Raw genomic sequence first — 26,129 nt, 5'->3', positions numbered from 1 at the left:
CTTCTTATTTTTTTTGTTTGTATGCCCAGATTGTTTTGTACTTCTCTGTTCTATAAATTCTTTCAATTTTATCAAAAACCATATTTCTGAATGCAAAACCTGCAATTCCCGCAACTGCTACTAATAAGTAACCCGCATATGGACTGTATGCATAATGCCCAATTGCGTATAACACCATTGGCAACGCTAATTTTGGTAACGACAGCATTAATGTTTTTATATTGAATGCTTGCTTATCTCCAAACGCTTTTTTATTACTGGTAAGGTCTATAGGTGTTTTTACATAAGCACCTGCCCACAAAACCACATGAGAATTTACTCCCATATTAAATATAGCACCTACAACAACAGCTAAATATGCCTCCCATCCAAAATATAAATAACCTGATGCCAGAATAGCGGAGATGAATGTAGCCATTACCATCAACCACCATTTTGAAGAAAGGTACTCTCGGTATTTGATGTTTTGACTCATCATCAAGGGATAATATGAACTATCCCAGCTTGGTACAAATTGCCCAAAACTCATTAAAAAACCTCCAGACACAAAAATTCCTGCAAATATTTTCCATACAGGACCTTCATAGGCTTCTACAGCGCCAGTAAAGAATAGTAAGCCATAGAAAAGAAACAATGCACTCACTAATACTGTAGTTCTAGCTCTTTTATTTCTTTTGATCAATTTAATATCATTTTTAAGGAAAATCGCAGTTTTACCAAATCGATCTAACCATTCTAAATTTTCGGTTTTTACCGTTTTAGATTTAGCTGCTAATCCGGCATCTAGATATAAATCCTTGACAAAAGATTTAAAGGCAATGATATACAACCCTATTGCAGCTACTATAGGCAACGCAAACAAAAACTGAGATCCATATAATCCTTGGAAAAATGGAGCGGTATACAGTGTAACATCAAAATATCCAAAATAATGCAGTCCTCCTAAAACAGCCATAACTCCTCCAACACCATAAATAAGACTATCCTTATTGTTTAATAAAATATTCAGGAAGTTATTAGCATATGTTAATGCAATCAATCCAATATTCCACAAAAGTACATTTAGTACTGGAGCGTTTCCTTCTATGATTAGTAGCAGGGAAAATGGTACAAAAAAGAACGCATGTATGATATTGAAAAACGACAACATTGTTTTACCCAAGGCAAAAGAAACAATTTTGTTTTTGGTAAAAGGTAAGATCAATAAGGGTGTTATATTGATTACTGGCATTTTTTGTAAAGCATATCTAAAAATAAGATCAAAAGCCCACCAATAGATCAAAAATCTACTAACCACTTCTAATGGATCTAGGCATAATTCTTTATTGATATATTTATAGGCAATAAAGCTTCCTCCCATCATCATCAATATGAAATAGACTGCCCAAAAACCCATAAAGATTTTCATCCAAACTCCTGATGAAGCAGATGCGGATCGCCAAAAGGATTTCCACCGTAATGAAATAAAGTGTTTAAACATAGTTGTGATAGTTTTAAAAGAAGTTAGGAAAAACCTCTTATACTATTTAGTAAGCAAAAAATAGATTTTGTTACAAAATAATTTCGTTAAGCTTTTAATTATAGTGATTTAATCTTCTTCAAAGCAGTTAACTTTGTTATTTTTGCAAAAAATTATTGATCCACGAAAAACAATAGGATTTTAATAATTTCTTCTGAAAACTTAAAAATCAAGTATTCGCTTAAAGTTTATCACATTGCTATGTCAGATTTTCATACACTTACTATAAAAAACATTACAAGAGAAACCCCTAAGGCAGTTTCCATAGAATTCGAAGTTCCATCAGAATTAAAAGAGGCATATTCTTTTACCGCTGGGCAATACATTACCTTAAAAACAGAAATTGACGGTAAAGAAATAAGGAGAGCCTACTCTATTTGCTCAGCTCCAAATAGCGGATCTCTTCGTGTAGCAGTAAAAGAAATTGAAAACGGAACATTCTCTACCACCGCAAATAACACCTTAAAAGTTGGTGATACTCTAGATGTTCATACTCCTGAAGGAAATTTTTTATTAAAATCAAATCCAACTGCAAGCAACACCTATGCTGCATTTGCCGCAGGAAGTGGTATTACTCCAGTAATGAGTATGATCAAAACCGTACTCGAGGAAGAACCTAATAGTGGTTTTGTTTTGGTTTACGGAAATCAAACCTCAACTGAAACCATATTTCTGAACGAACTTCTTGCATTACAATCACAACATCCAGAAAGATTGTATATAGAATTTTTATATAGTAGAAGTCAGGAAGAAGGAGCACGTTTTGGAAGAATAGAAAAATCTACCATTAACTATATCACTAAAAATAAGTTTAAGGATACTACTTTTGAAGCATTTTATCTTTGTGGACCAGAAGAAATGATCAATACGGTTACGAATGTTTTACTGGATAATGGTATTTCAAAAGAAAATGTGCATTTTGAGCTTTTTACCAGTAGTACAGAAGCAACGGAAATTGAAGCAAACTTAGATGGAAAAACAAATGTTACGATATTAGTTGATGACGAAGAAACTTCTTTTGTCATGGATCAGAAAAAAACCATTCTTGACGCAGCATTAGAGGAAGATATTGACGCTCCGTATTCTTGCCAAGGTGGTGTTTGTAGCTCTTGTATTTGTAAAATCACAGAGGGTAGTGCCGTAATGGAAAAAAATAGTATTCTTACTGATGGAGAACTTGCCGAAGGTTTAGTATTGGCTTGTCAGGCACATCCCACCTCATCTACCATAAAAGTTGATTTTGATGATGTTTAGGTTAGTGGTTAGTTTTGAAAAAAATTAACAACTCTTATCAAAAATTGGATTCCAGCCTACGCTGGAATGACAAAGTAATTTCTAGAAAAAATTACAGTTTATCTATGGCTTCGATCACAGTATCTGGTTTGATTGTATGCATTACCTTTTCGTACCCTTCAGGAACCTTGTTTCCGTATATCGATGTAGGGATTTGGTCATATTTTGCCAGATTAGGCAAAATTGCCCTTTCCATAGGTTGCCCAAAAGGCATAAAACCGGCAAAAGGATGTGTTACTCCCCAAAGCGTTATTGTAGGCACTCCGTACATAGCTGCTAAGTGGGCATTCCCACTATCCATAGATAACATTGCATCCAGATTTCCTATAAGTTTTAGTTCATCTTCAAAAGATAACTTACCGGCAACATTAATCACATTTTTATATTTGCTCTCCATATTATTAAGCAAATCAATTTCTTTTTTTCCACCGCCAAACAGCAGTATTTCATAGATATCACCTTGATCGAGTTTTTCAATAACCTCAACCATTAATTCTAATGGGTATACTTTACTCTCATACTGGGCAAAAGGTGCAATTCCGAGCCATTTTTTAGTAGAATTCTCCGTTAGTTTAAGAATCTCTGGAGTTAATGCAGTTTTCTCAGGGAACGTATGTCTTTCTAGGTTTATTGGATATCCTAATGCTTCAAAAACATCTGCATATCGCTGATGTGTTGTTTTTAATTGTTTAAACTCTTTATTTACTGGTCTTGTTAATGTTTTTTTCTCTGCTCTACCTTTGTCAATTTGTACTACTTTAATTCCTCGCAGTGCGAAAAACTTCTTAAGTATATTTGATCGCAGTACATTGTGCAAATCGGCAACTACAGTTATACCGAGTCCTCTTAATTCTTTAGAGAGTTTTGACAACCCAAAAAAACCTTTGTGCTTTCCTTCTACATCTGCGTGATATATTTCCAGATTATCAATACCCGAAAATATAGGCTCAAAAAATTTTCTTGTAAGCACAGTTATTTTAACATTGGGATATTGTGCTCTAAATGTTCGCAATATCGGCACAGTCATAGCCACATCTCCCATCGCGGACAGTCGAATGACCAGAACATGAGCATCAAAGCCCTCAGAAAGGGCTTTGTTATTTTTTACTATGTTTTTGCTTTTACTCAAAAATATGTTTCTATTTCTCTCCTCGCAAAACCGGATTTAACTCATCATCGTTATACATCTTCATCTGCTTATAGACTTTCATGTATTTATCACCTTTCTCTATATCCTTTAACAAGGTATCTATTGCAGTAGAAAGATCTACTTGTTGCTCTAGTAATACATTATATTTTTTTTGGCAAGCAGCTTTATGGGTGTCTGATGCACCTTCTCTAACTGTTTCTTCGTGCATATGATACACTTTAAGCGCTAATATCGATAATCGATCTACTCCCCAAGCCGGACTTTCTGTATTTATTGTTGCATCTTCTTTAGGAATAACATCCTTATATGTTTCTAAAAAGTAACTATCTATATACTCCACCATATCTGTACGATCCTGATTAGATGCATCGATCTGTCTTTTTAGTTTTAATGCCGCTACCGGATCAATTTCGGGATCACGAATAATATCTTCATAATGCCATTGCACCGTGTCAATCCAACATTTACGATATAATAAATGTTCTATCTGCTGTGATTTACTGTCGTATGGGTTCGAAAACTCTTGATCTACGCGATCCATCACGTGATACATGTCTATAACTTCTTTAAAAATCTTGTTTGCTTTATCTGTAAACATTGCTTTTATTTTTCTAAGATGTGTAAATATTCTGTCGTTTTTGTCGCTTTATGATTTCTGTTTTCGGTTTTATCTGCTTTAAATCTTTGATAGGCAGTAGTTACCAAATCATATTTTCCATAACGCTTCATGATTTGCCTTATTTCTTTTTCTGCCATTAATCCTTCATTATTATAACTAAGAAAAATGTAGTTGAATTTTGCATTTCTGATTAATTCTTCAAAAACTAATGCTACTTCACCTTTTTTACAATAATTGGATCTTTCATAAGGTCGTAAACCTGTTTTTCCGGCAGGTACAAAGGTATCATATTTTGCAATAGTATTTAGCATATGATAATTGGCTCCATATTGCCGAGCATTATATGGTGGATCGAGATACAAAATATCTCCTTCTATATTCTTAATCAAAGTATTACTATCTTGATTGTACACTTCATGTTGATTTTCCGTAATTTCGAAATCAGCCGAAATAATCTCTATTTCTTTTTGTGCAGTTTTCTTTAATTCTTTTAGATACGCACCATATACTGAAGCAGTATTGGCAACTTTATCAGCACTCTCCAATAGCGATGCTAGTAAAAAATAATAGATGTCTTCATTAATTTCTCCAGATTCATTCCAGTTTTCGATCTGCATTCTCGCCGCATCTATTTTCCGACCATTATCATTACTAAAATACAGACGTTCTGATGTTCCTCCTGTACAATAATTTTTATAAACGAACCCTTCTTTTCCTTTCAGCAGATTTAATTCAGTAACATAGTCTGAAGCTTCTATGGGTAGGTAGTTCCCAATATAATTTCGATTTAAGGCATAGCTATAATACTCTAAATCATTAGATATCACCTGTTTTACGGAGGTTTTAAAACTTCTTCCTATAATACCTGTTCCGGCAAAAAGATCGCAAAACACTTTGCTTTTCAGTGTTCCACCAACTGTTTCCTGAACAGAAGTTTTGATAAAATCAGAGAGTTTATATTTTGATCCTATATAATTCATTTCCTACACAACCAATATCATTTTATTTTATGGCCCATATTAACCCTGCCTTTGTAATTTTATAAGGTTGTAATTGTAATCTAAATAATTTTGAGTCGTCAAATGTAGCAACATATGTTGAGATAATATCTTTAAGCCAAGAAATTTGTGCTTTTAACTTCCAATGCTCCCCATTATTTGCAAACACAACAACAAACATTCTGTTTTCCTGATGATTTCTCTGCTGTTGGCTTTGATTAGTATACAACCAGTTAATAAGTTCTTCAGGGTGATTTTGAGCATACGCTAATGACTTTTTAAAACCTTTTGGAAAAACACTAGTCTTGTGGTCAAATTCCTGTCCAAATAGAGAAAAATCAATCAATTTATTCTTTTTATTTTTGACAGGAATAACTCCATCGAGACCAGCGAAAATTAATTCTATTGCTAAAGCGCTCCAATAGTTATACCATCGATTGATTGCATAATAAAAGAATTCGTTTTTATCTATGTTAAACTTTGAAACGGCTTCAGAAATTTTAGGCATTAGATCTTCCCATTTTACCGTTGTATATATAAAACCACTATAGCCATCCCATATGTCGTTTTGAATTCTATACCATACATATTTATAAGACAACCTATGTTGTAGTTCTGATTCTATTGTTTCTAAATAAGGTGTGATCAAAATAGCAAAATCATAAATGGTAATAAGAGAAATACCCAAAGATTAATTTCTTGTAGAAACTTACCATGATCCATTTCTAAATAGGTTGTTCCTATAATTGCCAAAGGACATGCTATAAAAATCATTTCTGCGGTATTTTTCTCCGGAACGATCATTACTATAGCCAATGCAATCAACAATTGTGAAATAAGTAGCTTTAGAAAAGGTTTTGATTTTGTAGGTTTTCTGTTAAACTTTATCAAATATATCGTGAAGAAAAACAATGTACAAATCGTTAAAACACCTATAGAAAAAACACCTCCTTTATACCCATATCCTTCAAAAGAAAATGATATTGGTTCTATATATTCTGTAATTACAAAAAATGAATCATAAAATAATAAAGTGAAACAATTGGACAATACATATACTATCAATAATCCAATAATCGGAATAATCCAATTTCTATAATTTTTTGGTTCAAAATAAAAAATCCCTAAAAATATAATGACAATGAAACCGATACTCCAGAAATATGCTAGAGAAGCTACTCCAATACATAAAGATGCGTCAAGAATATTGGATTTAACATACTTACCATTTCTTAAACTCAACACACTTCTTATTGCTAAAACAACAAACAGGTTTGATAATAACATACCTGCATTGGTTAGAGAATTAGGTAATATAGTGGTCAGAAAGACAAATAGCATTATTGTATTTGTGCTTTTTTGGGTTAGATCATTTTTCTGGGTTATTAAGTTTACGATAAGCATTGCCAAAACATATGCTATAAATCCACCAAGAAACATAATAAGAGTACTATAATCCAGAGTAAAACCTTTTTTATAATATGCGATTGTATAAAGTACAAACATATATAAAGCAACGATTATAAAATTAATCGGTTTTGATTTACTAAAAAAGCTTGATAACACTACTATTTTTTATATTTTTGCATCAAACAATATATCATTGTTTTTAATTATAATATAACTAATTTATAAAAAGTTTTTGTTTAACTTTTTATAATGAAAATGAAGATCATATTATGAAAGATTTTTTTGAAGCTATCGCATCTCTATTTGTAGACGTACTTTTCGCTCCTATGGACGCTCTAAGATCTTTAGAGTTAGAAAGTTGGGGTGCTGCCAATATTGTAAACTGGTTATTTATGCTTATCGGCTTTGTGGCTTTTTTCTATTGGATGAAGGAGTTGAAAAAATTTAATGACAATAATGAAGAGGATAGAGATCCAAAAGCTCATTCATTTTTGGATTAAACATTAGGAAATATATTTATTTTAAAAAAGCTCAGTGTTTACTTACACTGAGCTTTTTTAATTCTTTTTATTGATATGATTATAAATCAAAACCAAGATCCTTTCGGTAGTACATTTTATCAAAATGCAACTTCTCTATATTATAATAGGACTTTTTTAATGCCTCTCTAAAATCATCATCAAAAGATGTCACTGCAATAACTCGTCCTCCATTAGTGACTATTTTATTTTCAATAAGTTTAGTTCCTGCATGGAAAACTATAGAATCCGACACTTGATCAATTCCTGTGATTTCTTTACCTTTTTCGTATGCTTCAGGATATCCTCCCGAAACTGTCATTACCGTGGTAGCACTTCTAGGATCTATTTCGATCTCTATTTGATCCAATGTTTGATCAGATACGTGTTTAAATAAAGATACTAAATCCGTTTTTACTCTTGGCAAAACCGCTTCCGTTTCCGGATCTCCCATTCGTACATTGTATTCTATTACCTTAGGATCGTCTCCTACCTTAATCAATCCGATAAAAATGAAGCCTTTATAATCGATTTTTTCTTTTGCAAGACCTTCTACTGTGGGTTTAATAATTTGTTCTTCAATCTTACTCATAAAAGCTTCATCAGCAAACGGAACTGGTGATATTGCTCCCATTCCTCCTGTGTTTAAACCTTTATCTCCTTCTCCAATACGTTTATAGTCTTTGGCCGTTGGTAATGTTACATAGTTCTTACCATCAGTCAACACAAAAACGCTTAATTCGATTCCATCCAGAAACTCTTCGATAACTACCTTTTCACTGGCGGCACCAAACTTTTTATTGGTTAGCATATTTTCAAGCTCTGTCTTGGCTTCTTCGATATCCTGAAGAATAAGCACTCCTTTTCCTGCAGCAAGACCATCTGCTTTTAAGACATAAGGCGCGTTTAAAGTTTCTAGAAATTGTTTTCCTTCATTAACAGTATTTGCTGTGAAACTTTGGTATGCTGCAGTTGGGATATTATGTCTAAATAAGAATTCCTTAGCATATTCTTTACTACCTTCTAATCTTGCTCCTTCTTTTGATGGTCCGATAACCGATATACTCTTTAGGTCATTGTCTTCCGCAAAGAAATCGGTTATTCCTTGTACTAAAGGATCCTCTGGACCCACGACAACCATTTCTATGTTTTCTTTTAACACCAGTTCTTTTATAGCTGTAAAATCTGTTACTGATATTACCACATTAGTAGCAATATTTGCAGTTCCTGCATTTCCAGGTGCAACAAATAACTTTCCACATAAATTACTTTGAGCAATCTTATACGCAAATGTGTGCTCTCTTCCTCCAGATCCTAATACTAAAATGTTCATTCTTTAAGGTTGTTTGATGGCTAATATTTAAGAGTTCAAAAATAACCCTTTACCTTTTTTATTACTAATAATTTTTAGACCTATTCTGTTTGTTCTAGTATCACTTATGACACAGTGACATTCCGTATGACTCTACTACTTAAAATACTTCTCTTTTTGAGCAATAATGGAATAACAATAGAGAAGAATACAATCCCATTAAATCTTACCAACATGGATTCGAAGGTTAGTGATATAAAAAGAATTAAGAAAACTGAAAACTCATTTCTACTTCTTTTCATATGTATTGCCAATAGAATAAAAATAGTGACTAAAACTCCAAATCCAATAACTCCTGTCTGAAGAAATGTCTGAAGGAATTGATTGTGTGCATTATACTTATTTTCATAATTATAAGTATATCCTAATTCTTTATATTTTTGGATCAAAACATCATTCGCATCTCCAATTCCATATCCTAATAATGGTGCCTCTTTAATTAACTTAATGCTGGCGTCCCATGACAACAACCTTGCTTTTTCTGAGGTAGAATTATCATACTCAATAATATTCCCAAAGTCTTTGACTTTCGAATAAAAATCAAAAACTCGAGGATTGTTTAGAAAAACGATTAGTCCTAAAAGAAGCATAATCAACATAGTATGTTTTCTGCTCTTATCCTTAATATTAAAGGTTAGCAATGTTGACATTATTACTAATATCATATAAGCAGCTATAGATGCTAATAAAAATAGATAAAGAAATAGAAGAACAACGATAAACGTCCTTATCCCTGTATCCAATTTGTTTTTTAGGTAATAGCTTAACACTAATAAAATATAAAGTGAAAGATAACTAGGGTTGATTAGTTTAGAAAACTCATCTCCAACAAAGTAATTCCATCCATTTGTAAGTACATCTATGAATGCCGTAAGATCGTCCATTGAAATTTCAAACGAAAACCCTCCCTTTATAATAGATGCTGAATTGTATATATTTATTGAAAGATTTATAAAAAATGAGATAACCAATCCCAAAAGTAAAAAATCAAATAACTTTCTCACCGTAGAGGCGTCTTCTTTAACAAAAAGAAAAATTAAAGGAAATAAGAACAACGATAGGGATCGCTGTAATATGTTTAATCCATCAGAAATATTATCTGTAAAAAAAAGACTAAATAACATTATTATAAAATACAGTGGTAACAGTAACACTATTTTGTTATCCAGATCGAACTTCTTACCAGATTTAAAAATATTGACTAGGCCAAGAATAATGGAAACCACTAAAAATGGGGTTGGAAGATTAATTCCTAAAGGCAACAATAAAAAAGCTATATAAAGGCTATTCCAGAAAATAGTGAGTACCAAATCATCGTCATGTTTATAAAACATTTCGGAAAGCTCGTTTATTTTTTTGTTTACTCTCACTTATTTGAGTCTAGTTATGTGATAATAAGTATTATGTTAAAAGTAAATATCTTTTCAAAAGATCAACCACTTCCGCTTGCGGCTTTCTATTTACTTCACTTTAGAGAGTTAGATCTCACTAATATGCTTTTTCCTGTCCTTTTATAAGGTTAACTATAGTATCGACTATAATTTTTGAATCCAGCAATAAAGACCAATTTTCTATATAAAAAATATCATATTTAATCCGATTTACAATATCTTCCTTATTTTCCACTTCTCCTCTATACCCTTTTACCTGAGCCATTCCTGTTATTCCAGGTTTAACCGAATGGCGAAAAACAAAATTATATTTATCAATTCTTTTTCCGTAATCTTTTGTATATGAAATCATATGTGGTCTAGGTCCTACTACAGACATATCCCCAAAAAGTACATTAAAAAATTGCGGTAGTTCATCTATACTTGTTCGTCTTATAAATCGACCTATTTTAGTAACTCTCTCATCCTCTTTCTTAACCTGCACAAGATCTGAGAAATTTTCATCTCTCATTGATCTAAATTTATAACAAACAAACTCTTTGTAGTTTATTCCATTTCTTCTGTGACTATAAATTAATGGACCTTTGGATTCTGTTTTTATAAGAATATATAATAAAGGAATTAACCAAGAGAGGATTAGAATGATAACTAACAAGGAAAAAATAATATCAAAACCTCTTTTAACTCCCCTGTTGGTAGCACTATTTAATGATACATCTGGAATTGATAAAACAGGTAAGTATTCATAATAATCGGTTTTGAGTCGCTTCGAAAAAATACGTTGTGAATTCGGTATAAACTTAAGAACACTGTAATTTTGATCAGCATATTTTACATATTCATTTACTACTTCATCCGAAATTTCATCTATCGAGCAATAAATTTCATCAACATCTTCTTTCTCTAAAAAATCAAAGCTATCTTGTATTTTGTTAGTAAGTTCATCTGAGAACACCTCTAATACCTGATACCCTAAGTCTTTTCTTTTTACAAAAAAGGTTTTGAGTTGCTGTGCACTTTTATTATTTCCAATAATAATCACTCTCCTATTATTTCCACCCAAATAAGAACGATATCTTCTAAGTGCATAATATGTAATGACCTTAACAATCCCTATAGAAGAAATAGTAACAAAAATAAAATAAAAAGTGTCCTTTACTGAGAAAAAATTTATCTTAAGTAGCCCGAAATAAGCATATAGAAGAATAAGGATTAGTAATCCTTGGCGGATTAATAAAGAAACAATCGTAATTGTTTTGGTAAATCGATATACTTCATAAAAATTCAATAAATATGAAGATACCAACCAAACAATAGACAGAAATATGTAGAGTTGATTTGAAACTATATTACTAAGAAAGTAGTAAGAAGAAGCTAATAGTATTATGAGATCAATTACAATGAGTATTGGTCTAATTAAATATGAATATCCTCCTCTTTTATGGTGCATCCTACATCAAGAATAAGATGAAAAATCCTTATGTTCACTTCTATACAACTCTTCCTGAGAAAGACCTTTAAAATATTCTAAAGTACGTCTCATTCCTTCTGATCTATCAACTTCTGGTTGCCATCCTAAAATTTCTTTAGCTCTTGTAATATCCGGTTGTCTTTGCAAAGGATCATTGACGGGAAGTGGTTTATAAATTACTTTTTGATCCGTTCCGGTTAATTTTATGATCTCTTCAGCAAAGTCTTTAATTGTAATTTCATTGGGGTTACCAACATTCACTGGATATACATAGTCACTAAACAATAATCTATAAATCCCTTCTATTAAATCATCCACATAACAAAAAGAACGAGTCTGTAAACCTTCTCCAAAAACGGTAAGATCCTCTCCTCGTAATGCCTGTCCTATAAAAGCAGGAACAACCCTTCCATCATTCAATCTCATTCTTGGACCATAGGTATTAAAAATACGAACGATTCTAGTCTCCACTTTATGATAGGTATGATAGGCCATCGTTATAGATTCTTGGAATCGTTTTGCTTCATCATACACTCCACGTGGTCCAATAGTGTTTACATTGCCATAATAATCTTCTGTTTGTGGATGGACTAATGGATCACCATATACCTCACTAGTAGAAGCGATTAATATTCTTGATTTCTTCTCTTTTGCTAAACCTAAAAGATTATGTGTTCCCAAAGATCCAACCTTTAATGTTTGGATTGGAATTTTAAGATAATCTATTGGACTTGCTGGGGAAGCAAAATGTAATATATAATCTAAATTACCAGGGATATGAACAAACTTTGAAACGTCATGATCATAAAACTCAAAGTTTTTTAATTTAAATAGATGTTCAATATTCTTTAAGTCACCAGTGATCAGGTTATCCATCCCGATAACGTGGTACCCTTCTTTAATAAATCGATCGCAAAGATGTGACCCTAAAAAACCCGCAGCACCTGTAATTAGAACTTTCTTCATGTTATAATTTTATATCCTTTCTTCCTATCGAAAAATAGGAGACCATTTCTTTTTTCATATCTTTTAGATCATATAAATTTCTTCCATCAAAAATAACTGGATTTATAAGGTCATTCTTTATTTTTTGAAAATCTGGTGTCCTAAAAATACTCCATTCGGTACATATAATTAAAGCATCTGAACCATCTAAAGCTTCATACATAGAATTAGAGAAGGTGATTTTATTTCCATATTTCCTAGCCACATTCTCCATTGCTTCGGGATCAAAAGCTTTTATCTTAGCTCCTTTGCTTAGTAAACCATCAATTATATCTAATGCAGGAGCCTCTCTAATGTCATCTGTTTCTGGTTTAAAAGCAAGTCCCCAAATTGCAAAAGTCTTTCCTATAAGATTGTTATCAAAGTAATCTACAATCTTAGGAATTAATACTACCTTTTGACTTTGGTTTACTTCTATTACAGAATCTAAAATTTTAAAATCATAATTATCATCCTTCCCAGATTTATGTAATGCCTTTACATCTTTAGGAAAACAAGAGCCTCCATAACCAATCCCAGGAAATAAAAAACGCTTCCCGATTCTGGAATCAGTCCCCATCCCTCTTCTTACCTTATCCACATCTGCTCCAACCTTTTCGCAATAATTAGCTATTTCATTCATAAAGGTAATCTTCGTAGCTAAAAACGAATTCGCCGCATATTTGGTTAATTCTGCAGATTTTTCGTCCATTATAATTATCGGGTTACCAGATCTAACATATGGTTTATATAGTTTTTCCATAAGTTCAGTGGCTCTATCTGAAGAAGACCCTATCACAATTCGTTCTGGTTTCAAAAAATCATCTACTGCAAATCCTTCTCGTAAAAACTCAGGATTGGACACTACATCAAAACTACATTTGGCATTAACAGATATAGTAGCATGAACTTTTTCGGCAGTACCTACGGGAACTGTACTCTTATCTACTATAACTTTATAATCAGAAATAAGCTTACCTATTTCATTCGATACACCCAGAACGTATGATAGATCTGCAGATCCATCCTCATCTTCTGGAGTCGGTAAAGCCAGAAAGATAATTTCTCCATGATCTAAGCCTTCCTTAAGCGAAGTTGTAAATCGCAATCTGTTTGCCTTGATATTTCTCTCAAAAAGTACATCTAGATGTGGCTCATAAATTGGTACTTCACCGTTACGCATTTTTTGAACTTTTTGTTCATCTATGTCTACACAAACTACTTCATTTCCAGTCTCTGCTAAACATGTTCCTGTAACCAATCCAACATAACCTGTACCTATTACTGATATCTTCATGTATTATTTTTCTTATTTTTCAAATTAATATGCTTTCTCCTCTCCCTTAAAGATATTCACAATAGTTTGTAAAATTATATTAAAATCCAAAATCAATGACCAATTTTCTACATAAAATATATCATATCTTACTCTATTTAACATATCAGAATCATTTGCTATATTACCTCTATATCCACTTATTTGTGCTAATCCAGTTATACCAGGTTTAACATTATGGCGAACCATAAATTTATTTATTTTATCCTTATAATCATCCGTATGACTCATTAGTAAAGGTCTGGGGCCAACTACAGACATTTCGCCATATAATACATTAAAAAACTGAGGTAACTCATCCAAACTTGTTCTTCTTATAAATTTACCAATGCGAGTAACTCTAGCATCATTTTTTGATGCTTGAACCTTATCTGATTCCGTATTAGCTGTCATCGATCTAAATTTATAACACAAAAACAAATTAAAATCAGCTCCATATCTGTATTGTCGAAAAAAAACAGGGCCTCGGCTTTCTATTTTAATTAATAAAGCTATTACAGGAATTAACCAAGATAATAAGAAGACTATAACTGAAATAGAAAAAATAATATCAAAAGTTCTTTTAATTAAATCTTTTATTGGGTCGTCTAATGGTATTTTAGAGAGAGATAGGATTGGTGTTAAGCTATAATAATCTAACTCTAAATTTTTTGAAAAAAGCTCTTTATCGTCTGCAATGAATTTTATCACTTTCATATTACGCTCACAAAATTCCGTAAGCTCTTTTATCTGTTCATTCGTAAGTTCTTTTGTTGAGCAATATACTTCATCAATCTTATTTTCAACTATAAAATTGTAACTCTCTTGAATAGTTCCTTTAATACAGGAATCGTTATGATTATCAAAGAAACCTTTGAATTTATAACCGTATTCTGGGGAATTATTAAAAAAAGAAGATAGTTTTTTCGTGGACTGATTTAACCCAATAATAATTACATATACATTATTACTTCCAGTAATGACCCTATATCTCTTGAAGAAAACAAACAAAAATACTCTCCAGGTGGTAATCACAATAAGCAACGCTACAAAGAAATTAATAATATTAGCCTTTGGGATAAATCGTTCACTTATATAATAATAGGTAAAAACTAATAAAGCTAGTAATACTGTTTGTCGAAAAAATAAAGATATAATCTTTACAATTTTAGTAAAACGATATATGGCATATATAGAGATAAGAAAAGATAATATTATCCAAAACAAAATTATAAAACCTATATCTAACACACTTTTGGTAAGAAAAAAATATGCCAAGAAACAAACCATTAATAGGTCAATCCCATATAAAAGTGGTCTTATATATTTAGAATATCCACCTTTATTCATAAATAGTTTTTTCTTGTTTGTCTTGAATTATACTATTTTCATTCATCCTATTCTTCCAACGATCATATAGCTCTTCTATTGTTTTTTTAAACTCTTTTTCGAATCGTTCTTGACTAAAAAACTCTGCGTGTTTACGTATTCTTACTTTATCAAAAGACTGTTCGTGTCTTTCAAAAAATTCAACTGCTCCAAGCAATGAACTAATAGTCTGCTCTTTAAAAAAAACTCCTGTATTTTTGTCTACTACACTATCCGTTACAAAACAACCCTTAATCGTTTCTAAAACTCCTCCTTTAGCAAAAGCAATAACTGGTACTCCACAAGCCTGAGCCTCTATTGGTGCTATTCCAAAATCCTCCTCTGCAGCAAAAACAAATGCTCTGGCCTTCCTTAGTATCTCAATCATTTCCGCTTTTCCAACATGCCCCATTAACTCAATATTTGAAGTAGCAAGCTTCTTTATTTTTCTAAAATCCGGACCGTCTCCAATTACAATAAGCTTCTTATTTGTTTTAGAAAACGCCTCTACTATCAAATTTATTTTTTTATAAGGCACCATCCTAGAACAAGTGACATAGTAATCTTCCTTCTTATCCGATATTGTAAAAGATTTAGTATCCACAGGAGGATAAATTACTATCGATTCTTTATCATAAATTTTTTTTATTCTTGCAGCGATATAATGAGAAATTGCAATGTAATGATCAGGCCTGTTAGCAGTACTAACATCCCAAATTCTTAGTTTATGAAGAAAATATTTTGCTATGAAACCCTTTATTCCTTTATTAAGTCCACTTTCTTTTAAGTACTGAAAATATAAATCCCACGCATAACGAATTGGTGAATAAACATAACTTATATGTAATTGATCTGGTCTTGTTAATGCACCCTTTGAGATAGCAGATGATGAAGAAATAATCAAATCATATTCATTTAGATCAAATTGTTCAATCGCCAAAGGGAATAGAGGTAAATAAGAACGGTATTTTTTCTTACCAAATGGCAACTTTTCTATAAAAGAAGTATTTGTTTTTTTACCTTTAAGTACTTTTTCTCTCTGCTCATCAGTTAACGTATCTACCAAAGTAAAATGATCAAAGTCATCCCAAATATTTGTAAAGCTTTCAACACATCTCTCACCACCACTATATTGCGTATACCAATCATGTATTAAAGCTTTTTTCATTTTCAACATTTATAAATTAATTATTGAATTTAAAATTTTAACAAAGAGCAGCAAAAAAGTTTATGATTATTAAACTAAAAACTTCTTGAAGAGTTCTAAATTAAACAAAAGCAAAGTTAAAGCAATTTATCAGTATTAAATGAAATTTTGTCAGAAATGAAGTGTTTAAATAAACTATATTTCTTAAGGATAGAAAACATTTTTAATGCGCTCTTTTTTCCAAAATTGAAAATCAAATCACTATCTATAAGTTTCTGAATTAAACATTTTTGTTAATGTATCCTCTAAACTATAATTTTTTGATAGATTTCCTATTAAACTAAATAATTTAGACGAATCTCCTTTCAAAATTTTTATTTCATTTTTCCTAATATATTTTGGATTTACTTTAATTTCTATTTTGTGATTTGATATTTTTTCAAGAAAAGAAAGTACTTCACTTATATTATTCGTTCTTCCAGTACAAATATTTACAATTTCCGAGGTGTCTTCCGACAACAATAACTTATAATAGCATCTCACTAAATAGTCAACATCATTAAATTCCCTATAAACTTCTAAATTTCCAAGTTCAATTATTGATTTCTTATTCTTAAAATGAGATACTATTTTAGGAATTAGAAACTCCAATGATTGTCCGACACCCGTATAGTTAAATGGTCTAGTAATAATAACATTAAGTTTAGAAAAATAAGCCTTAATCAGATTTTCCATAACCAGCTTACTGTTTCCATAATGATTGATAGGGTGAGGACATAAATCTTCTGAAAGCGTTTCCCCAATATTACCATAGACCGCGGCGCTACTTACAATGATTATTTTTTCTGGATTTATGTTAGATTCAATGATAGCATCCAAAAGGTTTAATGTACCAAAAACATTTACCTTATACATCTCCACTTTATTACTGGCTTCAACAAAAGACACTGCTGCTGTATGAACAATATAATTTGGCTGTAAACCTTTTATGATTTTTTTGATTTCTCCTTTTTTCGTGATATCACATAAAAAATGATTTTTATTTTCAGATGTTTGAAAGGTTGTTCCAAATACTTCCCAACCTTCACTCAGAAAAAAATTCTCTAAATGTACTCCTGTAAAACCTGTAATACCAGTTATAAAAACAATTTTTTTAGAAAGATCCCCCATTAGTATTTCGTTTAATGTCACTCTTTACCATCATTTCAGCAAGTCCTTCTATAGTTGTTTTAGGCATCCATCCTAAGTCTTTCTTCGCTTTGGATGCATCACCAATCAAGAGATCCACTTCCGCTGGCCTGTAAAACTTTGGATTTACTTTTACAATTTCGCTTTGTGTTTTTAAGTCAACTCCTACTTCATGTTCATTCTTTCCCACCCATTCAATATCAATACCTACGGTTTTAAATGATAGAGTAACAAAATCTCGAACTGTGTTTGTCTGATTTGTTGCTAACACATAGGTATCTGCAACTGGTGCTTGTAACATCATATACATCCCTTCAACATATTCTTTTGCGTAACCCCAGTCTCTCTTTGCGTTAAGATTTCCTAATTCTAGTACGTCTTGTTTTTTTAAATGTATTTTTGCTACTGCATCTGTGATTTTTCTAGTCACAAATTCTTTACCCCTTAGCGGGGATTCGTGATTAAATAAAATCCCACTAGTTGCAAATAAATCATACGATTCTTGATAGTTCAATGTAGCCCAATGGGCGAAAACTTTTGCAACACCGTAAGGGCTTCTAGGATGAAATGGAGTTTCTTCGTTTTGAGGAATTCTAGTAACTTTCCCAAACATTTCTGAAGTTGATGCCTGATAAAATTTAATTTTTGGATTTATTGTTCGAATTGCTTCTAATAAATTCATTACTCCAATCCCTGTAATATTAGCAGTTGCTATTGGTTGTGTAAAAGAAACACCCACAAAACTTTGAGCAGCTAAATTGTAAATCTCATCGGGCTCCACTTTCGCAATTATTCTATATGCACTAGACAAATCGATCAAATCATATTCTAGTAAATGAAGGTTTGGGTGATTTTCTATTCCTAACTCTTCTATTCTCCAAAAATTAGTAGAGCTTGTTCTTCGATATGTTCCATATACTTTATAGTTTTTTGTTAACAGCAACTCAGCCAAGTATGCTGCATCCTGACCTGTAATCCCAGTGATTATAGCTTTTTTCATTTTAATTTTTCTAGTTTGTATATAATAAATCGCAGCTATCCAAAAGTTTATATTTTAGCTTAAACTGAGTACAGAGTATTTTAGTTTTAGGAAAAAAACATCTTTTAGAAAATTCTCCCAGTGGACTAAAAGTAACCATTAGACATTAATTGGACAAGTTATAGATTTTATTTTTGTTAGGTGTTTTATCTTCATATGAATCTCTATAAAAATCATATCGATTAACCTATATTATCCTAGTTTATTTTTCATCTCATATTATTTTTAATTATCAAAATAAAATCTTCTGCCGATTTATTCCAATTGTACTTTTTCACATTTAAAAAACCTTTGGATATTAACTCATTTCTCTTTTTTTGATTAGTTAAAATATCAAGGATTTTATTTTTTATATCTGTAACACTTCTGGGTTCACAATACTCCACAGAATCTTGATAAACTTCAGGCAATGAGGTTACATTTGAAATCAAACAGGGAGTACCACATTTCTGTGCTTCTAAGGGAGGAATGCCAAAACCTTCGAATAGTGATGGATAAACAAAGAGCTCTGCTTTATTATAGAGTTCAACCAATTCTTCATCACTTAAGTATCCAGCAAATTTTATCTTTTCCTTTTTTCTTAGCTCTGGAATTTTCAAGTCTGAAAAGGCAGTACCTCTTGCCCCAACTATTATCAACTTATGGGGAATGTCTAATTCATTAAAGCTTTTAATTACGCGTATCATGTTCTTCCTTGGATCCAAAGAGGAAACCATTAAAATTATAGGTTCTTTACTTGTTTGTTTTTTTACAAATATTGATGACGGTGCAGCATATACAACATTAATTTTCTCAGGTAAAATATTATAGGTCTTAATAAGGTCATTCTTTACATAATTACTATCCGTGACGATATGCTTTGAATTTTTTAAACTTTTAGGTATAAACAAATTATACATCAATTGAAAACTCTTAGAAAACCACTCTGGATGATGCTTAAATGCGAGATCATAAACCATCATTATTTTATTTTTATATCCAATAGGCCCTATTCCTGCAAAGTTGATTAACAAAGGAGCACCTCTTCTTTTTAAAAATAAAGGTAAATCTATTTGCTCCCATAATTGACCTTCCAATTTTCCTACAACAACACTATTAAATTCTTTAAAAAGAGGATTTAACATAGCTCCTTGAGGTGCTAGAAAGACTATTTTTTTTCCTAAAACCTCCTTTGGTAATAGTTTACATATCTCAATTGCATACCTTTGAACACCTGTTACTTTTTGTGTTAAAAATCTAGCATTGACATAAATCATATTTCTGTTTTATTTTTAATAGACAATAAGATAAGTGAAGTATATAAACCAAAAAATAAAACTCCGTCCGAACGAGAAATTATATTTTCTGTTAGCATAACAATACATATGACTGTCAAAGCATAAAACAATGAGGCATTTCCTAATATTATCACCTTTCTAAAGCAATAAAACAGAAAACAACAAAAAGAAAATAATGTCACAATTCCTGAACTAATCAAAAAAAACAAATATTGATTATGCGAATTATAATCCTGCCATTGATAAATTTTAGCACCTATTTTTTGATCGTAACATTTCGATAAGTTTTCTTGAACATCTCCAATCCCTAATCCAAATAACCAATTATCTTTCGCAACAATTCCTGAACAGTAATAAATCCCCGCTCTTACATTAGTAGAATTATAATTATATATATCATTCCCTTTTGTTGGAAAAACAAAAATATTATCTAAAATCTCTTCAAACCTTGTTTGCATGGGTTTTAATGTTACAAATAAAAGGCAAAAACACCCTAAAGAAATACATCCTAACAAAATTACCATCTTAAAATTATAGTGTTTGAATATTATTATTGTTATAATTCCTGCAATAAAAGTTGCTATCAAAGGCATTCTTGAAGAAATTAAAACCATCCAAAAAAACATCAACAAAATTATAAAAACCCTAAAGATTTTTTGTGTAGCGGAATTTGAATTAAATTTAAGTTTATGAAAATTAAAATAGATAACAAACGACATCCATAAACCCTGATAAATAGGATGTGAATCCACAAGTTTAGTGATAAAACTCCTTAATCTTCTTATCTTTATCTGCTGAATTTGATCCTGACTTATATTATTTAAATGATGCAGGTTATTTCTTTTAATTTCTATTAGACTGAGGTCATTTGTTAAAATATCAAAATTAAACCCTAAACATAAAACCTGATATAAAACAAAAATTATTACTGACAAACAAAACAAATTAGCAATCCAATCAATTCTTTGTTTTGTAAAAATCTGCTTGTTTAAATAAAATATTAGAGGAATCAAAACTATTGGGAACATTTGGATCAACCTTTTCACTCCATCAGAAATATTTTCCGTATACCACAAACTAAAAATTAAAAAAATAAAAGAAGTGGATAAAAAGACAATTATTGACTTATCCGTTTTATCAGTTATAATTGGGTAGGAATAACTCCTTATCAGACATAAAATTCCTAAAAAACCCCAAACCGCAATAAGTATAGATCTAATTCCAAAAGATAATATTGGAAAAATAGATAACACATAAGAACATATTAAAAACAAACTATTAATACTAAATTCTGACTGTAATCCAAAGAGGTATTTATAGTTATTTAATTTCATAATTTTTATCATCTACCCAATATCTAAACACCAATCCAAGACATATACTCATTATCGGTAATTCAATAACATTTGTAGTTACACCATATCCAAATACATAAATTGAGAGTATATAGAATAATTTGTATACTTCCGTTTTTGTCACTTCTTTATTGTAAACGCCTCTTACCAAAAAACTATATATCACAAATGCTCCAATACCAAAAATAGCCATAAGATATACAAACAAATTATCCCCTGGATGCGATAATTCTGGTTCAAAAATGTTTTGAGGTACTCCTATCCCTCCTATTCCTCTTCCTGTCAATAAATTTCCTGATTCTGAAATTAGTCTATATGCTTCTGGCCAAGTACCTTCTAACCTCATTTCAAAAGACCTTAAAAATTTAACACTGGTCATATCATCAATAGAAAATGACCAAGAAAGCAGAGGTAGCGCAAGATTAATACACAATATCGTAATCAATCCAATTTTTTTTGAAGAATCTGAAATATAATTCCAAAGTAGTACTACTAACGAAATAAGAATATATGCTATTAAAATCCCTTTAGTATCAGTAAAATAAATAGCAATCCCCGCTAATATCCAGACAAGATTAATTTTAAAATTCTTTAATATATATATAATCCCTAAAAAAAGTATATATCCAGCTGTTTCGAATGAAGATCTTCCTAATCCAGAAAGCCTCTTTGTACCTAAGGAGGTCCAAAAACGATTCCCTTCAATAGTTTTTCCATAAACCTCATACTTAAATCCTTCCCAAGGAAAAATAAAAACCAGATTAAGAAGCACACCTACAATCCCAATAATCAGTATGGTCTTATAAAAATGTCTATAACTCAATATTCTTTTAAAAAAAGGATACATTACAAAACCATAGAAAAGAGGTATTAAAATATAAACTCCCATACATACCTGAAGAATAGTATTTGTATAAATGACACCTATAATTAATGCCAAAAGAATCATAATAGCAAGTATTAGAAAATTTCTATTGACTTTAACTTGATTCAAAAAAGACACAAAATGAATACCAACCACAACTATCATTAATAGCTGGGAGACATAAACAATAGGGAAAAATGGAGTGCCTAAAAGGTAATAACGAAAAAAAGAATTAAAAACGCCTAATAGAAGTACTATATAAAAAGTGACACCTTCAAGATTAAAACTAATTTTCATTAATTATCATAATTATTAAACATATCTATTAAATCTATGTTTTTGAGTAAATTTACATTTTTATAGGATATTTAATTATTTGGGGAAACATTTTTCCCAAACTTGAAAATGTCCATCTCTCTTTATCAATCTAAAATCAAGTTGCGAAAGAATCCCTTCACATTCTTGAGCCTCCTCATTAGTTAATATACCTGCAAACGGATGAACTTCGAAAAATATCATTTTAAATTTCGCGATTTCTTCTTTATGATTTCTAAAAAGTTCTAATTCGCCTCCTTCTATGTCCATAATCAAGGTATCGAAAGTAAGAGCATATTTTTTTTGTAATGAATCAAAGGTAGTGCCTGGTATGTTAACTTGGTTTCCTGTTTTTCTTTTAAGGCTTCCTCCTACAATTAAATCATGAATATAAAATGGGATTTCTTTTTCTTTGGTTATCACCACATTTTCGATAGAAAAAAAACAACCGTTCTCTTCTTTGTTTTTTTGAATCCACGGTATCAAATTTGGATTAGCTTCCAAAACTAAGTGTCTCGCTTTATCATTAAGTATTTTATTAGTTAAGCAGGATACAAACCCTAAGCAACCACCTAGCTCAATTACCGTTGCATCTGGAGATAAGTATTTCGAAAGATATTCTGCCTCTTCAGTTTCATATGTATTAAAAACAAAACGTCCTCTAAATTTAAAACTAGTAAGTGAGAATGGTATTGAGATAGAAACCCCGTGACTCTTGTATTCTTTAATGAAGTAAGTAAAATAAAACCCTGCTAAAATAAGCTTAGTATTTTGAGGAAAAAGTTTTATTCTTCTTAATCCATTAGAAACGCTTTTGGGTAATAAATTTTTTATCCGTTTTTTAATTTTTACCATTACTATAATTCTTTCATTTTTTGTTCCAAACTATTCTTTTACAAAGAGAAATGAAATCAGTTTTTTAATTCCTTATATATTTTTATATATTCATCAATCATACTTTCTAAAGAAAATGACTTGTAAAGATAATCTATATCAAAATTAAATGTATTTAACTCTTCTGGATTTTCTAATATTAGTTCTAATAGGTTTTTTAAATCTTCGTTTAAAGGATTAAAAGTAAACTTAGAATTACCACTTAATAGTTCCTTTATACCGCCTTTTTTACTGCCTAATACAGGAACATTGCTTACTATTCCCTCTAATACAACTCTACCAAATGGCTCTTCCCATAAAGAAGGAACTACTAAAACATTTATGGTTTTAAAAAAAGTTTCTTGTTTTATATATCCCATAAACTCTATCTTTTCTTCGGGTAAAAAGGCTGATAAATAACCCCTAAATGATGAATCTACAGTTCCTGCTATATACAATTTCCAATTATTATAATTAGAAAACTCCGCCAGAGTTTTCATTAAAACTTCTATTCCTTTTGCTTTATTTATCTGTCCAATAAAGCCAAACTTCAAAAAAGTCTTCTCATCAAAATTTGAGCTTCCCAATATTCTTTTTGTAATATCGAATCCGTTATAAATCACTTTTTTTGTTGAATGCCTAAAATAACCTTCTTCTATATGATCTTTTAATATAAAATTACTAATCCCTATAACGCTATCCACAAGATGAGACTTAGCCTTCTTTATTTTAGAAAAAAACATGCATTCATTACACTGTTTAGTGCAACTATTGTTCTTAAACTTATTGGTTTTAGGACATTGTAAATAATAATCCCTAAGGGTATGTACAACTTTAATTTCCTTGTTTTTAGCAATATCCCAAATCGCTACAGAAAAACCAGTAAGATTATTTGTGTGAATTACATCTGGATGGAACTCATTAATTATTTCATTAATATTTTTATTATATCCTTTATTATATATATCTGTAAAGTGCCATTTTAGCTTTTTGATTTTCGAATAGTTTACTTGGTCAAAAGGCCAAAATATATTTTTAATTTTAAGACGATAAACAGATACATTATTTATGCTTGTTTTTTCAGTTTTTTCACCCAAGGTCAATACTGCTACTTCTATTCCTTTTTTTTCCATACCTTCAGCAATAGCACGAACAGAAATTTCCGCACCTCCTACTTTATATGGCTGATATAGTGTATTGACAATTAAAACCTTCAACTAAATATTTTCTTTTCTTTAAATAAAATTTTTATTTTTTTCTTAAAATGTAAAAAGCATAAAACCATAACAACAACAAAGATGATAATTTTTATACTTAAAAAATGATACGTTTCTAAATGCGATATATAACTTATCAGTGAAACTATATAAAATCCTAAAGGTATTAAGATCATATAGAGCACAGGATATTGTATCTCTACGAATCTATTATAAAAAAAACTAAGAGATACTGATAATAAAAACTTACTGATCAACGTAGCTACTGCCGCTCCAAAAATCCCATATTGAGGAATAAATGTAATATTTAGAACAACATTTATTATAGCTGCCAATATTGTAAATATAGGTATAATGCGATTTCCTCGACCTTGAATATCATAAAACAAAGCACTCACAAAAAAATAGTATACGCCATGATATACAAATGCAAATGAAATACAAGGTATTACCATCCAAGAAATATGATATGCTTTTGGAGTAATCAACATAATCACTTCTTTACCAAAAAAAGATAACCCTAAAGCAATTATACAATAAAAAACAATGAGAAATTTTGCAATTTCGGGAATAGATTTTTGGTCGTTATTCTTTATTTTCTGATTAAACCAGGGAACAAAAGCTTGGTTTATTCCTGAGGCAATTAAAAAAACAATACTCCCAAAGTTATTACCAATACTATAAATTCCTACTAACGATGTATTCAATAACTTATTAATAATTATTCTGTCAATAAGCATGGTAGTCACTCCAGATAAAGTGTGTGGGATTAGTGGAAAAGCATATTTTAAAGATTTTTTAAGTATATCTATATCAATCCCAAAGGTTATATCCTTTCTAAACCTTGACAAGGTATAGATAAAAAAAACAACATTGGTTATTGCCAAAGATCCCAAAACACCTTTGGCACCCATATCTAATAAAATTACGCTGGTTAATAGTAATACAATATTTATTAAAAAAAATATCGCATTATTTTTTCCAAAACGAACCCCTTCTTGTCTTGCTTGTAATGAACTTTGATATATTGCATAGCAGGGATTAAAAATAACTGATACAAGACCAAGAGCCATAAAGGGGAAAAAATCAACATTTTCCAAAAATGGTAACAATAACCACTTTCTCCCTAAAAAGATAATTAATGTAACTACAAAACTATTAAGTAAAACAAAGGTAATTATAGTTCCAAAAAGTTTTTTTATCTTTTTTTGATCATCCTTAAATTCATAATAAAACCTATTTAATGTACCAGGTAGAGACAACAAATAAAATACATTTAGAAACGTATTAATCGCAATAACAATAGCTACAACACCATAATCATAGGTGGATAAATAAATCGTCAAAACAGGAATCAGAATAAAATTGATCCCTTTTTGAAGCAGCATTAAAATGCTGTAAATTCCAGAATTCTTTAGAAGCTTTTGTTTACTCAATTCATTAGG

General features: G+C 30.7%; 23 protein-coding genes. 2 read left to right on the top strand and 21 right to left on the bottom strand.

The genetic code is table 11. From position 1 onward, the window contains the following. Positions 1–4 precede the first annotated feature (4 nt). Positions 5–1,480 (bottom strand): DUF5687 family protein, encoded by a 1,476-nt coding sequence (locus Q0910_RS04570; protein ID WP_299213048.1) that lies wholly within the window; start codon positions 1,478–1,480, stop codon positions 5–7. 240 nt (positions 1,481–1,720) lie between these two features. Between Q0910_RS04570 and Q0910_RS04565 the strand changes: the two genes are divergently transcribed. Beyond that, positions 1,721–2,773 (top strand): ferredoxin--NADP reductase, encoded by a 1,053-nt coding sequence (locus tag Q0910_RS04565; RefSeq protein ID WP_299213046.1) that lies wholly within the window; start codon positions 1,721–1,723, stop codon positions 2,771–2,773. Between the two features lie 91 nt (positions 2,774–2,864). On the opposite strand, the gene Q0910_RS04560 is transcribed toward Q0910_RS04565, so the two are convergent. The 5 genes from Q0910_RS04560 to Q0910_RS04540 are packed head-to-tail and all read right to left on the bottom strand — an operon-like array spanning position 2,865 to position 7,085. Then, a complete protein-coding gene (locus Q0910_RS04560; RefSeq protein ID WP_366142634.1) occupies positions 2,865–3,941 on the bottom strand; it encodes a glycosyltransferase family 9 protein in 1,077 nt (358 codons plus the stop codon). A gap of 10 nt (positions 3,942–3,951) precedes the next feature. Further along, complete coding sequence (locus Q0910_RS04555) at positions 3,952–4,560, bottom strand: DUF4254 domain-containing protein (RefSeq protein WP_299213044.1); 609 nt, start codon at positions 4,558–4,560, stop codon at positions 3,952–3,954. Positions 4,561–4,565: 5 nt separating this feature from the next. Then, on the bottom strand, positions 4,566–5,561 hold the full coding sequence (locus tag Q0910_RS04550) for a DNA adenine methylase (RefSeq protein ID WP_299213042.1): 996 nt from the start codon (positions 5,559–5,561) through the stop codon (positions 4,566–4,568). Between the two features lie 22 nt (positions 5,562–5,583). Beyond that, the gene (locus tag Q0910_RS04545; protein WP_299213040.1) at positions 5,584–6,267 is read right to left on the bottom strand and encodes a hypothetical protein; all 684 of its coding nucleotides are present in this window, start codon (positions 6,265–6,267) and stop codon (positions 5,584–5,586) included. Next, positions 6,225–7,085: a DUF6427 family protein gene (locus Q0910_RS04540; RefSeq protein WP_299213038.1), complete on the bottom strand. Its 861-nt coding sequence runs from the start codon at positions 7,083–7,085 to the stop codon at positions 6,225–6,227. The genes Q0910_RS04545 and Q0910_RS04540 overlap by 43 nt, the downstream gene beginning before the upstream one ends. A 173-nt stretch (positions 7,086–7,258) precedes the next feature. On the opposite strand from Q0910_RS04540, the gene Q0910_RS04535 reads away from it, so the two are divergent. Further along, complete coding sequence (locus tag Q0910_RS04535; RefSeq protein ID WP_299213036.1) at positions 7,259–7,489, top strand: uracil phosphoribosyltransferase; 231 nt, start codon at positions 7,259–7,261, stop codon at positions 7,487–7,489. Between the two features lie 79 nt (positions 7,490–7,568). Here the strand turns inward: Q0910_RS04535 and purD are convergent, their stop codons facing one another. The 15 genes from purD to Q0910_RS04460 all read right to left on the bottom strand — a co-directional run bounded on the left by purD (position 7,569) and on the right by Q0910_RS04460 (position 26,120). Beyond that, on the bottom strand, positions 7,569–8,840 hold the full coding sequence (gene purD / locus Q0910_RS04530; protein ID WP_299213034.1) for a phosphoribosylamine--glycine ligase: 1,272 nt from the start codon (positions 8,838–8,840) through the stop codon (positions 7,569–7,571). 104 nt (positions 8,841–8,944) lie between these two features. Next, positions 8,945–10,249, bottom strand: coding sequence for an O-antigen ligase family protein (locus Q0910_RS04525; RefSeq protein ID WP_299213032.1), 1,305 nt, complete (start codon positions 10,247–10,249; stop codon positions 8,945–8,947). A gap of 118 nt (positions 10,250–10,367) precedes the next feature. Beyond that, a complete protein-coding gene (locus Q0910_RS04520; protein ID WP_299213030.1) occupies positions 10,368–11,720 on the bottom strand; it encodes an exopolysaccharide biosynthesis polyprenyl glycosylphosphotransferase in 1,353 nt (450 codons plus the stop codon). A gap of 6 nt (positions 11,721–11,726) precedes the next feature. Continuing rightward, complete coding sequence (locus Q0910_RS04515) at positions 11,727–12,707, bottom strand: UDP-glucuronic acid decarboxylase family protein (protein ID WP_299213028.1); 981 nt, start codon at positions 12,705–12,707, stop codon at positions 11,727–11,729. A gap of 1 nt (position 12,708) precedes the next feature. Further along, positions 12,709–14,022: a UDP-glucose/GDP-mannose dehydrogenase family protein gene (locus tag Q0910_RS04510; RefSeq protein WP_299213026.1), complete on the bottom strand. Its 1,314-nt coding sequence runs from the start codon at positions 14,020–14,022 to the stop codon at positions 12,709–12,711. Between the two features lie 24 nt (positions 14,023–14,046). After that, entirely contained in the window at positions 14,047–15,390 is a 1,344-nt protein-coding gene (locus Q0910_RS04505; RefSeq protein ID WP_299213024.1) for an undecaprenyl-phosphate glucose phosphotransferase, read from the bottom strand. After that, positions 15,383–16,576 (bottom strand): glycosyltransferase family 4 protein, encoded by a 1,194-nt coding sequence (locus tag Q0910_RS04500; RefSeq protein ID WP_299213022.1) that lies wholly within the window; start codon positions 16,574–16,576, stop codon positions 15,383–15,385. The genes Q0910_RS04505 and Q0910_RS04500 overlap by 8 nt, the downstream gene beginning before the upstream one ends. Before the next feature lie 240 nt (positions 16,577–16,816). Then, positions 16,817–17,725 (bottom strand): GDP-mannose 4,6-dehydratase, encoded by a 909-nt coding sequence (locus Q0910_RS04495; RefSeq protein WP_299213020.1) that lies wholly within the window; start codon positions 17,723–17,725, stop codon positions 16,817–16,819. Continuing rightward, positions 17,709–18,743: a GDP-mannose 4,6-dehydratase gene (gmd, locus tag Q0910_RS04490; RefSeq protein WP_299213018.1), complete on the bottom strand. Its 1,035-nt coding sequence runs from the start codon at positions 18,741–18,743 to the stop codon at positions 17,709–17,711. The genes Q0910_RS04495 and gmd overlap by 17 nt, the downstream gene beginning before the upstream one ends. A 248-nt stretch (positions 18,744–18,991) precedes the next feature. Further along, positions 18,992–20,038: a glycosyltransferase family 1 protein gene (locus Q0910_RS04485; RefSeq protein ID WP_299213016.1), complete on the bottom strand. Its 1,047-nt coding sequence runs from the start codon at positions 20,036–20,038 to the stop codon at positions 18,992–18,994. Further along, positions 20,035–21,393, bottom strand: a complete 1,359-nt coding sequence (locus Q0910_RS04480) for an O-antigen ligase family protein (protein ID WP_299213014.1) — start codon at positions 21,391–21,393, stop codon at positions 20,035–20,037. The genes Q0910_RS04485 and Q0910_RS04480 overlap by 4 nt, the downstream gene beginning before the upstream one ends. Then, positions 21,380–22,576 carry a hypothetical protein gene (locus Q0910_RS04475; RefSeq protein ID WP_299213012.1) on the bottom strand — a complete coding sequence of 399 codons (1,197 nt, stop codon included), beginning with the start codon at positions 22,574–22,576 and terminating at the stop codon, positions 21,380–21,382. Before Q0910_RS04475 ends, Q0910_RS04480 begins: the two co-directional genes overlap by 14 nt. A 75-nt stretch (positions 22,577–22,651) precedes the next feature. Continuing rightward, the gene (locus Q0910_RS04470) at positions 22,652–23,449 is read right to left on the bottom strand and encodes an FkbM family methyltransferase (protein ID WP_299213011.1); all 798 of its coding nucleotides are present in this window, start codon (positions 23,447–23,449) and stop codon (positions 22,652–22,654) included. A gap of 56 nt (positions 23,450–23,505) precedes the next feature. After that, positions 23,506–24,684, bottom strand: coding sequence for a glycosyltransferase family 4 protein (locus Q0910_RS04465; protein ID WP_299213010.1), 1,179 nt, complete (start codon positions 24,682–24,684; stop codon positions 23,506–23,508). Further along, a complete protein-coding gene (locus tag Q0910_RS04460; protein WP_299213008.1) occupies positions 24,681–26,120 on the bottom strand; it encodes an oligosaccharide flippase family protein in 1,440 nt (479 codons plus the stop codon). The genes Q0910_RS04465 and Q0910_RS04460 overlap by 4 nt, the downstream gene beginning before the upstream one ends. Positions 26,121–26,129: the final 9 nt, after the last annotated feature.

It is taken from the genome of uncultured Aquimarina sp., assembly GCF_947495315.1.
In the GTDB taxonomy this organism is placed as follows: Bacteria; Bacteroidota; Bacteroidia; order Flavobacteriales; family Flavobacteriaceae; genus Aquimarina.
The sequence above is the reverse complement of the archived record's forward strand: the minus strand, read 5'-3'. Positions and strand labels throughout refer to the sequence as shown.

What these genes read in the sequence shown, in the direction of transcription:
- Q0910_RS04570 (WP_299213048.1), bottom strand. Translation starts at nt 1,480, where the DNA reads ATGTTTAAACACTTTATTTCATTACGGTGGAAATCCTTTTGGCGATCC.
- Q0910_RS04565 (WP_299213046.1), top strand. Translation starts at nt 1,721, where the DNA reads ATGTCAGATTTTCATACACTTACTATAAAAAACATTACAAGAGAAACC.
- Q0910_RS04555 (WP_299213044.1), bottom strand. Translation starts at nt 4,560, where the DNA reads ATGTTTACAGATAAAGCAAACAAGATTTTTAAAGAAGTTATAGACATG.
- Q0910_RS04550 (WP_299213042.1), bottom strand. Translation starts at nt 5,561, where the DNA reads ATGAATTATATAGGATCAAAATATAAACTCTCTGATTTTATCAAAACT.
- Q0910_RS04540 (WP_299213038.1), bottom strand. Translation starts at nt 7,085, where the DNA reads ATGTTTGTACTTTATACAATCGCATATTATAAAAAAGGTTTTACTCTG.
- Q0910_RS04535 (WP_299213036.1), top strand. Translation starts at nt 7,259, where the DNA reads ATGAAAGATTTTTTTGAAGCTATCGCATCTCTATTTGTAGACGTACTT.
- purD (WP_299213034.1), bottom strand. Translation starts at nt 8,840, where the DNA reads ATGAACATTTTAGTATTAGGATCTGGAGGAAGAGAGCACACATTTGCG.
- Q0910_RS04520 (WP_299213030.1), bottom strand. Translation starts at nt 11,720, where the DNA reads ATGCACCATAAAAGAGGAGGATATTCATATTTAATTAGACCAATACTC.
- Q0910_RS04515 (WP_299213028.1), bottom strand. Translation starts at nt 12,707, where the DNA reads ATGAAGAAAGTTCTAATTACAGGTGCTGCGGGTTTTTTAGGGTCACAT.
- Q0910_RS04510 (WP_299213026.1), bottom strand. Translation starts at nt 14,022, where the DNA reads ATGAAGATATCAGTAATAGGTACAGGTTATGTTGGATTGGTTACAGGA.
- Q0910_RS04505 (WP_299213024.1), bottom strand. Translation starts at nt 15,390, where the DNA reads ATGAATAAAGGTGGATATTCTAAATATATAAGACCACTTTTATATGGG.
- Q0910_RS04500 (WP_299213022.1), bottom strand. Translation starts at nt 16,576, where the DNA reads ATGAAAAAAGCTTTAATACATGATTGGTATACGCAATATAGTGGTGGT.
- Q0910_RS04495 (WP_299213020.1), bottom strand. Translation starts at nt 17,725, where the DNA reads ATGGGGGATCTTTCTAAAAAAATTGTTTTTATAACTGGTATTACAGGT.
- gmd (WP_299213018.1), bottom strand. Translation starts at nt 18,743, where the DNA reads ATGAAAAAAGCTATAATCACTGGGATTACAGGTCAGGATGCAGCATAC.
- Q0910_RS04485 (WP_299213016.1), bottom strand. Translation starts at nt 20,038, where the DNA reads ATGATTTATGTCAATGCTAGATTTTTAACACAAAAAGTAACAGGTGTT.
- Q0910_RS04480 (WP_299213014.1), bottom strand. Translation starts at nt 21,393, where the DNA reads ATGAAATTAAATAACTATAAATACCTCTTTGGATTACAGTCAGAATTT.
- Q0910_RS04475 (WP_299213012.1), bottom strand. Translation starts at nt 22,576, where the DNA reads ATGAAAATTAGTTTTAATCTTGAAGGTGTCACTTTTTATATAGTACTT.
- Q0910_RS04470 (WP_299213011.1), bottom strand. Translation starts at nt 23,449, where the DNA reads ATGGTAAAAATTAAAAAACGGATAAAAAATTTATTACCCAAAAGCGTT.